Below are 13,702 nucleotides of genomic sequence, written 5' to 3'. Positions count from 1 at the left end.
CCGGAGGTGGAGCCGGATGCGGGACCGGTCGTGGCGCCGGACGCGGGGGCCGTCGCTCGGACGGACCCACGGGGCCCGGGCGGCCCGAGCACTTCCTGATCGGCTGCCGTGGCGGCCTGCTCGGTGCGACGCTGCGGCTCCTCGGCCGGCGCCGCCCCGACGATCACGAGCGCGAGCCCGGCCACGGCACAGACAGCGGTCACGACGTCGAGGACCCGCCTCCGCCGCCGGTCCTCCATCGCCGCCCACAGCTCCCGCCCCCGCCCGACAACCCGCCCCGCCATGCTCTCCGCTGCGGTGCCGTCCTTCGCGCTGTCCTGGGTGGCGGGGCTCTCCTCCTTCCCGTTCCGCGCGGCGGATGCCTTGTCCGCCTCTCCGTTCCGCGCTGCGGGAACCTTCTCCGCCTTCCCGTTCTGCGCGGCGGGAGTCTTCTCCGCCCTTCCGTTCTGCGTGGCGGATGCCTTGTCCGCCTTCCCGTTCTGCGCGGCGGATGCCTTCTCCGCTTTCCCGTTCCGCGCGGCGGGAGTCTTCTCCGCCCTTCCGTTCTGCGTGGCGGATGCCTTCTCCGCTTTCCCGTTCCGCGCGGCGGGAGTCTTCTCCGCCTTCCCGTTCCGCGCGGCGGGAGTCTTCTCCGCCTTCCCGTTCTGCGTGGCGGGAGTCTTCTCCGCCCTTCCGTTCCGCGCTGGGGGAGTCTTCTCCGCCTTCCCCCTCCGGACAAATCCGAAATGTCGGATAAGTCCGGCGCTTGCGTCCGGACTTATCCGGGGTGGGGCGGTGGCATCCGTCGGGGTGGTGGGTGGTTCGGGGTGCATCAGCGCCAGCCGGGAGCCGGGCGGAGGCGGAAGACGGTCAGGGCCGCGGCGATGAGGAGCAGGGCTATGCCTGTGCCGGCGAGGAGGGGGTTGCGCATGCCGAGGCCTCCGCCGCCGCCCGTTCCGGGGGCGCCGCTGGGGGTTGCGGGGGCGCCTGCCGAGTTGGCACCGGTGGGGGTGGCCGTCGAGTTGCCTGTCACGCCCGCCGAACTGCCGCTCGCCGCACCCGCCGAGCCACCCGTCGCGCCGCCTGTTGCGTTGCCGGTCGCGCCGCCTGTCGCGCCGCCTGTTGCGTTGCCGGTCGCGCCGCCTGTCGCGCCGCCGGGGGACTTGGCGCTGCCGCCCGGAGCCGTCGAGGTGCTGCCTGCGCCGCTTGTGCCGGTCGGGGATCCGGTTCGGGCGGGCGGGGAGGCGGTGTGGGACGCGGTCGGGGTGGTGCCCGGGGCGGCGCCGTTGCGGTTGGTGCGGTTCGCCACGCAGTACGACAGCAGCAGCACCAACAGGACCAGCAGCGCGACCGCGAGGACCGCGGCCACCATGCGGCGCTCGGCGAGGGGGCGCCGGGCGTGTGATCGCCTCACGGGTGTGGACATCGAGCCATCCCTCCGTGCGGCGTCGCCGGGCGTGTGGTGGGTGGTACCCAACCGTCAGCGTGGCATAACCGCCGGTCGATAGCACCTGTCGCCCGAAGGTGGGCGAGCCGCGCCCGAGGTCAGCCGGCGGCGGTGGGGGAGCGGCGCGCGGCCGCGGCTCGGCGGTCCCACAGCACCAGGAGCCCGATCCCGGCGCGCAGCGACACGGCACCCACCAGTACCCACACGATCCATGGCATGGCTCACCTATGCCCGCGGCGTCGATGGATCTAACCGGGGCTATTCGAAGAGCGAGTGGTGGCCGCCGCGGGCCCGCCGGCGACGCTGCACGACGACAAGGTCGACGGCGGCGACGGCGGCGAGGACCACGAACGCCCACGCGGGCAGTGGCAGGTGGGCGCGGAAGAGCAGCACCGCGAAGGCGATCGAGGTGACGAGGCCGAACGTGGCCAGCACCAGGCGCAGGTTCAGCGGGCTGTAGGGGTGCCCGACGGTCCCCCTCCGCCGTGGCGGTTGCGCGTCGAGAGGCATACCGGTCACGTACCCGTCCCCGGAGCGGCCCAACCGGTTGAAGCGGGCCGGTACCGTGACCAGGTGCCAACACATGGTCGAAGGCCCGCGGCATGAGCGGGAGGCTGCGGGAGATCGCCCGGCAGACCATCGCGATCGCCGAGGCGGGGGAGTACCGCACCGAGGCCGGCGGCGTCGTGGACATCGGCCCGGCGGTGCGGGCGGCCGTCGCCGGGACGACGCTGCACCTGCCGGACGAGACCCTGCCGCCGCCGCAGGGCGGGCCCACGAAGGCGAGCATCGCGGTCACGGGCGAGTCGACGCTGGCCGCCGCCAGAAGGCTGGGCGACGACGTGGCGTGCCTGGTGTTCGCCTCGGCGAAGAACCCGGGCGGCGGCTTCCTCGGCGGTGCGGTCGCGCAGGAGGAGAGCCTGGCCCGGGCCTCGGCGCTGTACCCGTGCCTGCGGGCGGCGCCCGAGTTCTACGCGTTCCACCGCGAGCAACGGGACCTGCGCTACAGCGACCGGGTCATCCACTCGCCGGGCGTGCCGGTGTTCCGCGACGACAAGGGCCGGCTGCTCGACGTGCCGCACCGCGCCGCGTTCCTGACCTCCGCCGCGCCGAACCTGGGCGCGATCCTGCGCAACCAGCCGGGCGACGCCGGCGATGTCCCGGCGATCCTGCACCGCCGGGCCCGCCGCGTCCTCGCGGTCGCCGCCGCGCACGGACACCGCAGGCTGATCCTCGGCGGCTGGGGCTGCGGGGTGTTCCGCAACGAGCCGGCCGACGTGGCCGGGGCGTTCGCCGCCGCGCTCGGTGAGGTCGACCGCTTCGACGAGGTGGTCTTCGCCGTGTACGACCGGGTCAGCGGCTCCCCGGTCCGCGCGGCCTTCGCGGCCGTCTTCGGCGGGTAGCGGGGGAGTTGCCATGCGTTCACCAGGCCGGTGTGGGTCAGTTCGCGACCGTGGGCAGCAACGGGCCATCTGTAGAATTGGCGCCCGGATTAGGCGCAATGCAGGAATTGGGCCGATTCACGCCCAGGGGCCCGTCAGGTATGTTCCGTCGGTCGCACGAGCGGTAGGAGCGGAATGAGCGTGAACCAGGCAGCCTGCGAGGACGCCGCACCGGACACCGTGGCGACCGAGGCGGCCGAGGCCACCGAGGAGACCGGCAAGAGCACCGTGCTGGGCTCCTCGCTGCCCCGGATGCTGCTCGCGATCGCCGTCGCGGTCACCGTGGTGGTGCTCGGCGTCACGCACTGGTCGACCCTCAGCGCGGGCGCCGCCGGGCTCGCCCGGGCCAACAGCGCCTGGCTGGTCGTCGCCGCCCTCGGCACCGCGTCGATCTGGGTGGCCGGCACGGTGACGCAGATCGGCTCCATGTCGCTGCGGCCGCCGGTCGGCCGGCTGCTGGCGGTACAGGTGGCGGCATCGTTCGCCAATCACGTGCTGCCGGCCGGTTCGGGCGGGATGGGCATCAACATCCGGTTCCTGCGCAAGCACGGTCTCGGCCCGGGCGCCGCGGTCGGATCCGTCGGGCTCAACACGCTCGTCGGCGCGGTCACGCACACGCTGCTGCTCGTGGTGGCCGTCGCGATCAGCCCGTCGCTCGCCCGCGGCATCCACGTGCCCGGGTCGTGGCGCGACTCCGTGGCGCGGGCCGCCGGGCCGGCCGGCTGGATCCTGCTCGCCGTCTGCGGTCTGGCGCTCGCGGCGGGCCTCGCGGCCGCCGTGCGCCCGGCGTGGCGCCGCCGGATGGCGGAGCGGGCGGTCGGGGCGGGGCGCAGGGTCGGCGAGGAGCTGCGCCGCCTCTGGGACGTGCTGCGCGACCCCTACCGGGCCGCTGCCCTCTGGCTCGGGTCGTTCTCCACGCCCCTGCTGCACGCGATCATCCTGTACGCGGTGCTGCGCAGCCTGGGTGTGGCGGTGACGGTCGGCACGGCCGTCGTGCTCTACCTGGTGGTGTCGACGCTGTCGGCGTTCGTGCCGTCACCCGGCGGCATCGGCGCGCTCGACGTCGCCATGCTGGCCGGCCTGACCGCGATCGGCGTCTCCTCCGCGGTCGCGCTCGGTGCGGTGGTGGGGTATCGCCTGATCACGGTGTGGGTGCCGCTGCTGCCCAGCGCCTTCGTCCTGGCGGTCCTGCTGCGCCGCCGCATCATCTGACACCGGGCCCGACCGCGCCGCTGCCCGGTCATGCGCCGCGTCTGAGGGCGCGTGCCGCCGCGTTGTCCGGTCATGCCCCGCGGAGTCCGACGGTTCGTGCCGCCAAGGTGTCCGCGCCGGTGCCGCGGCGTCTGACGACGCGTCCCGCCGCGACGTCCGGTCATGCGCCGCGTCCGACGGCTCGTGCCGCCACGGCGCCCGCTCCGGCGCCGCGGAGTCCGGCGACGCGCCACGCCACGACGGCGCCCGGTCCGGCGCACCGGACGTCGACCCGCCGCGCAACGACACGGATTCCGGCGTGCCGGACGGCGACCCGCCGCGCGAGGACGGCGTGCCGGACGGCGACCCGCCGCGCGAGGACGGCGTGCCGGACGGCGAACCGCTACGCAAGGACGGCGTGCCGGACGGCGAACCGCCGCGCCACGACCGCCAGACGCGCGACGGCCAGGTGGTGAGCCGGTCCGGCAGCGGCGGCAGCGCCGGGGCGAGCGCGACCGCGGCCAGCCCGACGGCGACCCCGGCGACGACGTCGAGGACCCAGTGGTTGGCGGTGACGACCACGACGACGCCGGTGGTCGTCGGGTACAGGTAGCACAACGCCCGCCACCTGTGCAGCCCGCGGGCCGCCAGGAGCGCCGCCGCGACGCTCGCGGTCCAGACCGCCCACGCCAGGTGCAGCGACGGCATCGCCGCGTACTGGTCGGCGGGCACCTGGCCGCCGTGGTCGAGGCTGAAGCCGGCCTCGCGGATCGTGTCGACGTAGCCGCCGCCGGGCATCAGCCGCGGCGGCATGACCGGCAGCAGGTAGAAGACGGTCATCCCGGTCACGTTGGTGATGACCAGGGCGTTGCGCATCGGCCGGTACAGCTCCGGCCCGGCGATGTAGCACCAGATGAGCGCCGCGAGCGCCACGCCGATGTGGGCGAACTGGTACCAGTACACCGCGGCCAGGGCGAGCGGCGGGTGGTCGGTCAGCCACCGGTTGGCGGCCAGCTCCCAGTCCAGGTGCAGGAGCCGCTCGATCGAGAGCACTTCGGCGCCGTGCCGGTGCGCCGGTGCCTCCCGGACCGCGGCCAGGGAGCGGATCAGGTCGTACACCTTGACCAGCAGCACCACGATCAGCAGCTCACCCAGGATGTTGGGGCGGCGGCGCCGGGTGACCGGAGCGGTGGCGGGGCGTTCGGTAACCGGGTTCAGGGTCACGCGCGGGCGCCGATCGGAGCGTGGTGCGCCGCGGCGGCCAGGTCGTACATGCTGGTGGTCCGGGCGAGGACGTCCGGCCACGCGACCGGTGGCGACGTCGCCAGGTTGTGCGCGGCGATACGGCCGCGCCGCTCCGGATCGGTGGCGAGCGCGGCGATCGCGTCGGCCATCGCGGCGTCGCTGTCGACCAAGACACCCTCCCTGCCATCGGTGATGAAATGGCCGATTCCGCCCTCGGCCCGCGCGACCACGGGAAGCCCGGCGCACCGGGCCTCCAGCGCCGCGATCCCGAAGGACTCCAGGATCGCCGGCGCGACGAACAGGTCGGCCTGCGCGAACAGCGACCTGATCTGCGACCGGGACAGCCTACCGGGCAGGCTCACCCATCCGGCCATTCCGTGGCGGCGCAGGTAGCGCTCCATCGCCGGGCGGCGCGGGCCGTCGCCGGCGATCACCGCCCGCATGCCGGTCGTCTCGGGCAGCGCCAGCCGGGCCCGGCGCAGCATCCGCAGCAGCTGCAGCGGGCGCTTGCGGGCGGCCAGCCGCATCACGGCGACGACCAGCACGCCCCGCGGGTCGGTGGGGTGCGGCTGGATCCGCCACCGGTCGGCGTCGATGCCGTTGGGCAGCACGTGCACCTGCGCGGGCCACACCAGGCGCCGCAGGGGCTCCGCGGCGACGTCGCTGACCGCCGTCCACACGGCCGGCCAGCGCGACCAGCCGGCGGCGCCGTCGAGGGCCCGGAACGCGTACTCCAGGTGTGACAGCAGTGAGTGGATCGTCACGACCGTCGGGACGTGCTCGGCGAGCGCGGCGGCGGCGAAGGCGAGCGGCGAGGCCGGCCCGGCGTGCACGTGCAGCACGTCGTACCGGCCGGACAGCAGCAGCGAACGGCCCGCCCGCAGCACGCCGGGGCGCACCTCGGCGGGCAGCACGAAGAGCCGCTCCGACAGCCGGTGCACCCGCAGCTCCCCGTCGTCGGCGGAGGTGCCGGGCGTGGTGGTGACGATCTCGACGTCGTGGCCGGCCGCCTGCTGACGGAGGGCCAGGTCGTGCACGTGCATCTCGATGCCGCCGAGACGGGGAAGGTAGAAGTCGGTGACGTGCGCGATTCTCATGAACTGCGGCTCCGAGGTGGTGACGGCCGACGTCCCGGAAGAGATGGGAGCATTGGCCGGTGCCGTACACGATGGTGTCGTTTCATGCGCATCCCGACGACGAGGCGCTGCTGACCGCCGGGACCCTCGCCCGGGCCGCCGCGGAGGGGCACCGCGTGGTCCTCGTCGTCGCCACCGCCGGAGGGGCCGGGCTGGCGTCCTCGGCGGTGCTCGCGGAGGGGCCCCTCGCGCGGCGCCGCCTGGCCGAGCTGCACGCGTCGGCGGAGGCGCTCGGCTGCGCCCGGGTCGAGTGCCTCGACTACGAGGACTCCGGGATGGCCGACGCGCCGTCCGGGGCGGCCGGCGCGTTCGCCGACGCCGACCCGCGGGAGGCGGCCGGGCGGCTGGCCGCGCTGCTGGCGGAGGAGCGCGCGGACGTGCTGACCGTCTACGACCCGGCCGGCGGCTACGGCCACCCCGACCACGTGCAGGTGCACCGGGTCGGGACCCTCGCGGCGCAGCTCGCCGGGACGCCGGTGGTGCTGGAGGCGACGGTCGACCGGCGGCTGCTCCAGCGGGTGCTGCGCGCCGTGCACTGGCTGCCGGGCGTGCCGGCGGACTTCCACCCGGCGCGCTTCGCCGGCACCTTCGCCGACCCGGAGCGCATCACGCACCGTGTCGACGTGCGCCGCTACGCCCCGGCCAAGCGCGCGGCGATGGCCGCGCACGCCAGTCAGGCCGGCGCCGACACCGGACGGCGCACGCTGGAGATCCTGCAGAAGCTGCCGCGGCCGCTGTTCCGGTTGCTGATGGGGCGCGAGTGGTTCGTCCAGCACGGCCGGGCACCCGGCCGTCCCCTGATCGACGACGTGTTCGCCGGTCTGCGGGACGGCAGGTGACCCGTTTCCCCGAGCAGGCAATGCGCCCCCGATCGTCGATCGCCCCTTGCGTCCGCAACCCAACGATCAGCGAACCGCTGGGGAATTGTAGGTGGTCCGCAGCCGACGCAGGGGGTAGGCACACCCCCTGATCGTCACGTTGTGCTCAGATGCGGGGCCCGGATGCCGAATCTGCCGGGGTGGGAGAACCGCGCCGGTCGATGATCCTCGCCCGGGACAGGACGGCCGCGACGCGCGCCGTCGCGTACTTCCTCATGCTCGGCGGCGCGGTGGTCGGGACCTGCGCATTGCTGGTCCCCGGCTTCGCCGGCAGCGCCGCGGGCGTCGTCGCGACGGTGGTCACAGCGGGCGCGATGATCTTCGCCGGGGCGTGCTGCCGGCTGGTTCCCCAGCGGGTTCCGGAGCCGTTCTGGGTCGCTGTGCCGATACTCGGCGTAGCGATCATCGGTGGTCTGAATCTCGCCACCGAGGACGTGAGTGTCAGCGCACACCTGTACTATCTGTGGCCGCTCATCTACGCCGCGACGTTCCTGCGCAAGGATGTGGCGTACGCGCTGCTCGCCGCGGCGAGCGTGACCGACGCCGCGGTGACGTTCACGCTGCAGCCGGTGGGGGTCGGGCTCACCGACGTCGCGGCCCTCGTCACCGCGTACTGCGTGCTGACGGTTGTGGTGACGAAGCTGCGCAGCCGCGAGGACGCGCTCGTCACGATGCTGGAGCGGCAGGCGACCACCGACCCGCTGACCGGCCTGCCCAACCGGCGGGCGTTCGACCGTGACCTCGCCACCGCGCTGGCCGCGGCCCGGACGACCGCCGCCGAGCACTGCCTGCTCATCGTCGACGTCGACCACTTCAAGACCATCAACGACACGTGGGGGCACGCGACCGGCGACGCCGTCCTGGTCCAGGTCGCCGCGGCGCTGCGCGACGCGGCCGCGGGCGGTGCCGTCGCGGCCCGGCTCGGCGGCGACGAGTTCGCCGTGATCGTCGAGGGCGGCGTGCCGGTGGCGCGGCGCGTCGCGGCGGCGGTGCGGGCCGCGGTCGCCGGGATCTCCGACCTGCCCGACGGGCTGCCGACGCTGAGCATCGGCCTCGCGTCCACCCGGTCCGGCGCCACGGAGGCGGAGGCGCTGCTCGCCGCCGCCGACCGCACCCTGTACGACGCGAAGGTCCGCGGCCGGGACCGGGTCTCGACCGTCGAGGCCACCCCGCGCCGGCGGTCGCACGCCCCGAACAGGTAGCCACCCGGCCAGTCCCGCGACTATTGACATGTTCCGATCTCGACCCGATGCTGTGAGAGCGCTCTCAGTTAAGAATCTTCACAGATTCGGTACCGGGCGCATGGCGAACCCAACGTCGCGACGGCCCTGCCCGGCCGCCACCGGGCGCGACCGGGGCTGTCCAGCGGAACCGAGGAGCCACCTTGCGCACCATGAGAAGGCTGCTGCGCGCAGCCGCAACCCTCCTGCTGGCGGCACCGGCCATATTGACGGCCGGCACCGCCGCGCAGGCGATCGGGCCCAACCTGCTGCCCATGACCGTCACCAACTCGACCGGCCGCGGCGACGCCGTCTACCTCTACGTGCTCGGCGTCAACCTGAGCACCGGGCGGCTCGGCTACGTCAACTCGGCCGGCACGTTCAACAACTGGCCGGCGGGCGGCCTCCCGCCGACCCCGGCGCCCGACGTGTCGATCGCGGGCCCCGGCAACGGCGGCTCGAAGGTCATCCAGATCCCGCGCGGGCTGTCCGGCCGGGTCTACTTCTCCCTCGGCCAGCGGATCAACTTCTACCTCACCCCGGACGGGCTCGTGCAGCCCGCGCCGTGGGCGGGCGGGGACTCCAACCGCGACATCCTCTTCGACTGGAGCGAGTTCACCTACAACGACTCCGGCCTGTGGCTCAACAGCTCGCAGGTCGACATGTTCGCGGTGCCGCACGCCGTGACCGTCACCGGCGCCACGGGCGCGACGAAGCGGACCGGTGACCTCGTCGCCGGCGGCCGCGACGCCGTCATCAACGGCATCCGGAACCAGGCCGGCTGGGGCGGCTCGATCTACACCCGCGGCGACGGCACCGTGCTGCGCGTCCTCGCCCCGGGCAAGGCGGCCGAGGCGGGCGGGCTCAGCTCCACGTACCTCGACTCCTACATCAACTCGGCGTGGGGCGCCTACGCGTCGAAGACCCTCACCGTGGTGCCCTTCGGCGACCAGCCGAACACGAAGTACTTCGGGCGGGTCTCCGGCACGACGATGAACTTCACCAACTCCGCCGGCCAGCAGGTCGCGTCGTTCCAGCGGCCGACCAGCGCCGACGTGTGGGTCTGCGCCGGCCGCCTCGCCGCGCCCAACGACCTCGTCGTCGGGCCGATCTCCCGCACGCTGTGCGCCGCGCTCAACCGCGGCACGCTCGGCACCATCGACACCCAGCCCAGCACCAACGCGGCGGACTTCTACAAGAACAACCCGACCAACCAGTACGCCAAGATCATTCACGCGAACATGGTCGACGGCAAGGCGTACGCCTTCCCCTTCGACGACGTGGGCGCCTTCGAGTCCCTCGTGCACGACGGCGACCCCCGCGCGGCCGGCATCGTGCTCACCTCGTTCACCGGCGGCGGCAACCCGCAGCCGACCGGCAACAGCATCATCAGCAACATGAACAACAAGTGCGTCGACGTGCCGTCGTCGAACTTCACCGACGGCAACCAGCTGCAGATGTGGGGCTGCAACGGCACCGGCGCGCAGAACTGGACGTTCGTCGGCGACACCATCCAGGCCGGCGGCAAGTGCATGGACGTCGCGGCCGGCTCCCTCGCCAACGACGCGAAGATCCAGATCTGGACCTGCAACGGCACCGGCGCGCAGCGCTTCACGCTCAACGCCGCGGGCGACATCGTGAACCTGCAGTCCGGCAAGTGCCTGGACATCCAGTCCTTCAACAGCGCCGACGGCGCGAAGCTCATCCAGTGGACGTGCACCGGCAGCTCCAACCAGAAATGGCGCCGGGGCTAGGTCCTCCGCGGAGTCGCCTGCACCTGACAGGGGGAACGTGGTCCCGGCCCGCCAGCCGAGACCACGTCTCTCACCCGTGGAACGTCAGTGTCGCCGGACGGTCGTCAGAACGTGCCGGCGGTGTTGCACTTGGCCTTCTGGACGATGCAGTCCTTCACCCGCTGGCTGAGGGCCACGTTGTCCCAGGCGAAGAAGTTGTCGCCGTGCATCGACGACGCCATGCCCGACGCGAGGGTGTAGCCGTCCGCGCTGCCGTGCGTGTTGTAGTCGATGACGAAGGAGACGTTCGGGATCGCGACCGGGAACGCCCCGCCGCACTGCCCGTTGACCAGGTTGCTCGACACGTGCGACTTGTGGTCGGGGCTGTCCAGGTTGATCCCGTCCCAGCAGTCCTGGAAGACGAGCTGGAAGGTGAGGTTGGCGGTCTGCGCGCAGATCGGCCAGTTGCCGTCGGCGCTGCGCCCGATCTCGCCGCCCGGACCCGCGCACCAGAACTGGCCCGGCGCGCCGGACGGAGTCGCCACCTGCCGCTTGGCGTCACCGGCGATCATCCGGAAGCCCTGCGGGAACGGCACCGTCTTCGTCGGGTCCTGCAGGCGCGAGCCGTAGTACACGGTCACGCCGCGCGGCTCGATGGCCACGCCCCGCTCGTACAGCGTCGGGATCCAGTACGCGGAGTGGTCCAGCGCCGGGCCGCAGCTCGACGACGTGTTCGCCAGCAGTGACTCGGTGGTGGTGTTGGCGTTGGTACCGCGGTTGCCCAGGAAGCTGTGCATGTGCGACGCGCCCGGCAGGCCGGGGAAGACGATCGGGTCGTCCTTGAACGAGTGGCTGTAGGTGCACGCGGCGTTGAACTCCGAGACCCGCACGGCGTTGGCGGGCGCCGGGTGCATGGTCATCGCGTTGAACTGCGCGAGCTGCGCGGCCCACTTCGCCTGGTCCATCTTGATCCAGCCGGCGCCGGACGACGCGCTGCCGGTCGGCGTGGGCTGGACGCCGCCGGTGCCGAACACCTGGAACTCGAACAGCGATACCCCGTACTGCGTGGCGCGGACCGTGGTGTTCAGCCGCACGTACCGGCCGGATCCGTTCACGGTGAGCGTCTGCACGCCGCCCGTGCCGTTGGTGGTGGTGTTGATCGTCGTCCACGAGGTGCCGTTCGTGGACGTCTGGATGGTGAAGCCGCGCGCGTAGGCGGCCTCCCAGTTGAGCACGACCTTGGTGACCGTGGCGGTCGCGCCCAGGTCGACCTGCAGCCACTGCGGGTCGCTGAACGCGCTCGACCACCGGGTGCCGGTGTTGCCGTCGACCGCGTTGGAGGCGGGGGTGCCCCCGTTCTCGGTCGAGGACGCCGTCGCCGGCCGGCCCTGTGACAGCGGGGTCTCGGCGGCGTCGGCGGACTGCAGGGCCTGGGCGGTGAGGAACGTGCCGACCAGCGCGGTGAGCGCGGCACCGAGCACCAAGGTGCGCAGCCGCGTTCTGCCCGCGAGGGCACTACGGGACATGACGGGTCCTCCGGTTCTGCGGGAACGGCCGGGGGCGGGGCCCGGCCGGCATCGGGCCCGTGGCAGCGGGCCCAGCGAATGATCTTGCAAGAGAGCGCTCTCTGTGGTTTCACAGTGAACCTCGTACGGGATCGGTGTCAATGGATTCCGACAAATGGGAGAGCGCTCTCCAAGAATCCGCTTTCCCGCAGCCCGTACGGGTGTGTGACCGCCCACGCGCTGCAACCGTGCCTCCTCACGGGTTCGAGGGAGCGCTCTCCAGCATGCGCGTCGTGATGGCGCGGCGATCAGCAGGCACGTCACGGGCGCAGCAGCGGATACAGCGCCGGGGGTCACCATGACCGGGCCGGCGGAGCTGATGCGGGACCTCGGCGCCACCACGGCGTACAACCTGGACGGCGGGGGCTCGTCGACGATGGTCTTCGACGGCGAGCTGGTCAACAACCCGCTCGGCAAGGGCCAGGAGCGCGGCACGTCCGACATCCTCTACCGCTCATGGCCGTGGTGATTCCGGCGTACGAGCCGGACCAGCGCCTCGTCGGTCTCGTGGACGACCTGCGCGAGGCGGGGCAGCGGGTCGTGGTCGTCGACGACGGCAGCGGACCGGCGTACGAGGAGACGTTCACGCAGGTGCGCAGAACGCGTAACCAACTGAAGGATGAAGGATCTCCCGTGAACGACTTGATGATCATCGGTGTGGACCTGGTCGCCATCGCCGTACTGACCTTCGGGGTGTACTTCCCCCGCCACCACCGCCGGGACCTCGTCGTGGCGTTCCTGGGGGTGAACCTCGGCGTCCTCGCCACCTCGATGGTGCTCGGCTCGTCGTCGGTCGGCGCGGGCCTCGGCCTGGCTCCCCGGGGTGCTGCGCCGCCTCGCCGGCGCCGCCAGGGTCCTCGACATCGGCGGCCGGCGCCGGTTCGGCTACCGCTCCGACTACTTCGACACGCCCGGCCTGGACAGCTACCTCGCCGCCACGCACCGCCGGCGCCGCCGATTCAAGGTGCGGGTCCGCACCTACGTGGACACCGGCGGGCGGTTCGTCGAGGTGAAGGCCCGCGGGCCGCGCGGCACCACGGTGAAGGAGCGGGCGCCGTACACCGGCGGGGCCCTGGAAGGTGCCCACATCCCTTGCGATCCCGCGTCGCTGCGGCCGGACCTGCCCGCGAACCGCCGGACGCAGACGCTGCGCCGGCACTTCCCTTCCGCTCGAAGGCGACCCAGAACCTCGTCTACTCCGCACCCGGGATCACCAGCGGCGGCCAGTACAAGATCTACACCGGCGGGACCTGGACCGGCACCTCCACCGGCGGCCTCGCCCAGGGCGGCACGCTCGGCTCGGCCACCCTCGCCGTGACGGTCACCGCCGGTCAGGCGCCGGCCGGCGGGGGTATGGGCGGCCGCTAGGCGGCCGGCAGGGCTCCGCTTCAGGAGGCGTCCGGCCCTTCCTTCTGGGTGACCTCGATGACCTTGGTGAGCGCGGCGTGCAGCTGGAGCAGCTCGTCGAGGGGCATGCCGAGCCGGGCGAACACGGCCGGCGGGATCAGCTCCGCCTGCCGCCGCAGCTCCTGCCCCTCGGCGGTCAGCGTGACCGCGAGGAGCCGCTCGTCGTCACGCGCCCGCTGCCGGCTGATCAGCCCGGCCGCCTCGAGCCGCTTCAGCAGCGGCGACAGCGTGCCCGGGTCGAGCTGGAGCAGGCCGCTGAGCTCCTTGACCGACAGCGGCGCCCGCTGCCACAGCGCCAGCATCACCAGATACTGCGGGTGGGTCAGGCCCATCGGCTCCAGCAGCGGCCGGTAGAGCGCGATGACGTTGCGCGAGGCCACCGCCAGGGCGAAGCACACCTGGCGCTCCAGGGCGAGCGGATCCTCGAGGTTGTCGGTCACGAGATCGAGTGTACACTGA

General features: G+C 73.0%; 11 protein-coding genes and 4 pseudogenes. 9 read left to right on the top strand and 6 right to left on the bottom strand.

What is annotated here, in order from left to right; translation table 11 throughout:
- Positions 1–811: 811 nt before the first annotated feature.
- The gene (locus AB0I21_RS04880) at positions 812–1,405 is read right to left on the bottom strand and encodes a hypothetical protein (protein WP_360559110.1); all 594 of its coding nucleotides are present in this window, start codon (positions 1,403–1,405) and stop codon (positions 812–814) included.
- A 279-nt stretch (positions 1,406–1,684) separates the two neighbouring features.
- Positions 1,685–1,936, bottom strand: coding sequence for a DUF6343 family protein (locus tag AB0I21_RS04875; RefSeq protein WP_360559109.1), 252 nt, complete (start codon positions 1,934–1,936; stop codon positions 1,685–1,687).
- A gap of 92 nt (positions 1,937–2,028) precedes the next feature.
- Between AB0I21_RS04875 and AB0I21_RS04870 the strand changes: the two genes are divergently transcribed.
- Positions 2,029–2,829 (top strand): TIGR02452 family protein, encoded by an 801-nt coding sequence (locus AB0I21_RS04870; RefSeq protein WP_360559108.1) that lies wholly within the window; start codon positions 2,029–2,031, stop codon positions 2,827–2,829.
- A gap of 180 nt (positions 2,830–3,009) precedes the next feature.
- Positions 3,010–4,080, top strand: a complete 1,071-nt coding sequence (locus AB0I21_RS04865) for a lysylphosphatidylglycerol synthase transmembrane domain-containing protein (protein ID WP_360559107.1) — start codon at positions 3,010–3,012, stop codon at positions 4,078–4,080.
- A gap of 498 nt (positions 4,081–4,578) precedes the next feature.
- On the opposite strand, the pseudogene AB0I21_RS04860 reads toward AB0I21_RS04865, so the two are convergent.
- Together AB0I21_RS04860 and AB0I21_RS04855 are read right to left on the bottom strand one after the other, a co-directional pair.
- Positions 4,579–5,112, bottom strand: a pseudogene (locus tag AB0I21_RS04860) (phosphatase PAP2 family protein); the annotation flags it as partial.
- A gap of 167 nt (positions 5,113–5,279) precedes the next feature.
- Positions 5,280–6,401 (bottom strand): glycosyltransferase family 4 protein, encoded by a 1,122-nt coding sequence (locus AB0I21_RS04855; RefSeq protein ID WP_360559106.1) that lies wholly within the window; start codon positions 6,399–6,401, stop codon positions 5,280–5,282.
- A gap of 59 nt (positions 6,402–6,460) precedes the next feature.
- On the opposite strand from AB0I21_RS04855, the gene AB0I21_RS04850 reads away from it, so the two are divergent.
- From AB0I21_RS04850 to AB0I21_RS04840, 3 genes are all read left to right on the top strand, one after another.
- A complete protein-coding gene (locus tag AB0I21_RS04850) occupies positions 6,461–7,279 on the top strand; it encodes a PIG-L family deacetylase (protein WP_360559105.1) in 819 nt (272 codons plus the stop codon).
- 179 nt (positions 7,280–7,458) lie between these two features.
- Positions 7,459–8,520: a GGDEF domain-containing protein gene (locus AB0I21_RS04845; RefSeq protein WP_360559104.1), complete on the top strand. Its 1,062-nt coding sequence runs from the start codon at positions 7,459–7,461 to the stop codon at positions 8,518–8,520.
- Between the two features lie 191 nt (positions 8,521–8,711).
- Positions 8,712–10,292, top strand: coding sequence for a beta-1,3-glucanase family protein (locus AB0I21_RS04840; RefSeq protein WP_360559103.1), 1,581 nt, complete (start codon positions 8,712–8,714; stop codon positions 10,290–10,292).
- Positions 10,293–10,396: 104 nt separating this feature from the next.
- Here AB0I21_RS04840 and AB0I21_RS04835 read toward each other — a convergent pair whose 3' ends face one another.
- On the bottom strand, positions 10,397–11,797 hold the full coding sequence (locus AB0I21_RS04835) for a DUF1996 domain-containing protein (RefSeq protein ID WP_360559102.1): 1,401 nt from the start codon (positions 11,795–11,797) through the stop codon (positions 10,397–10,399).
- 283 nt (positions 11,798–12,080) lie between these two features.
- Here AB0I21_RS04835 and AB0I21_RS04830 point away from each other — a divergent pair.
- From AB0I21_RS04830 to AB0I21_RS04815, 4 genes and pseudogenes are all read left to right on the top strand, one after another.
- Positions 12,081–12,305, top strand: a pseudogene (locus AB0I21_RS04830) (phosphodiester glycosidase family protein); the annotation flags it as partial.
- Positions 12,293–12,592: pseudogene (locus AB0I21_RS04825) on the top strand (hypothetical protein); the annotation flags it as partial. The pseudogenes AB0I21_RS04830 and AB0I21_RS04825, both read left to right, overlap by 13 nt.
- 67 nt (positions 12,593–12,659) lie before the next feature.
- Positions 12,660–12,887, top strand: a pseudogene (locus AB0I21_RS04820) (VTC domain-containing protein); the annotation flags it as partial.
- Between the two features lie 41 nt (positions 12,888–12,928).
- Positions 12,929–13,204: a hypothetical protein gene (locus tag AB0I21_RS04815; protein ID WP_360559139.1), complete on the top strand. Its 276-nt coding sequence runs from the start codon at positions 12,929–12,931 to the stop codon at positions 13,202–13,204.
- A gap of 20 nt (positions 13,205–13,224) precedes the next feature.
- Here the strand turns inward: AB0I21_RS04815 and AB0I21_RS04810 are convergent, their stop codons facing one another.
- The gene (locus AB0I21_RS04810) at positions 13,225–13,683 is read right to left on the bottom strand and encodes a MarR family transcriptional regulator (protein WP_344504801.1); all 459 of its coding nucleotides are present in this window, start codon (positions 13,681–13,683) and stop codon (positions 13,225–13,227) included.
- Positions 13,684–13,702: the final 19 nt, after the last annotated feature.

The organism is Dactylosporangium sp. NPDC050588 (assembly GCF_040654975.1).
Lineage (GTDB): Bacteria > Actinomycetota > Actinomycetes > Mycobacteriales > Micromonosporaceae > Dactylosporangium > Dactylosporangium maewongense.
The sequence above is the reverse complement of the archived record's forward strand: the minus strand, read 5'-3'. Positions and strand labels throughout refer to the sequence as shown.

Bases quoted from the DNA above. Each gene is read 5' to 3' on its own strand.
- AB0I21_RS04880 (WP_360559110.1), bottom strand. From the start codon at position 1,405: ATGTCCACACCCGTGAGGCGATCACACGCCCGGCGCCCCCTCGCCGAG.
- AB0I21_RS04875 (WP_360559109.1), bottom strand. From the start codon at position 1,936: ATGCCTCTCGACGCGCAACCGCCACGGCGGAGGGGGACCGTCGGGCAC.
- AB0I21_RS04870 (WP_360559108.1), top strand. From the start codon at position 2,029: ATGAGCGGGAGGCTGCGGGAGATCGCCCGGCAGACCATCGCGATCGCC.
- AB0I21_RS04855 (WP_360559106.1), bottom strand. From the start codon at position 6,401: ATGAGAATCGCGCACGTCACCGACTTCTACCTTCCCCGTCTCGGCGGC.
- AB0I21_RS04840 (WP_360559103.1), top strand. From the start codon at position 8,712: ATGAGAAGGCTGCTGCGCGCAGCCGCAACCCTCCTGCTGGCGGCACCG.
- AB0I21_RS04835 (WP_360559102.1), bottom strand. From the start codon at position 11,797: ATGTCCCGTAGTGCCCTCGCGGGCAGAACGCGGCTGCGCACCTTGGTG.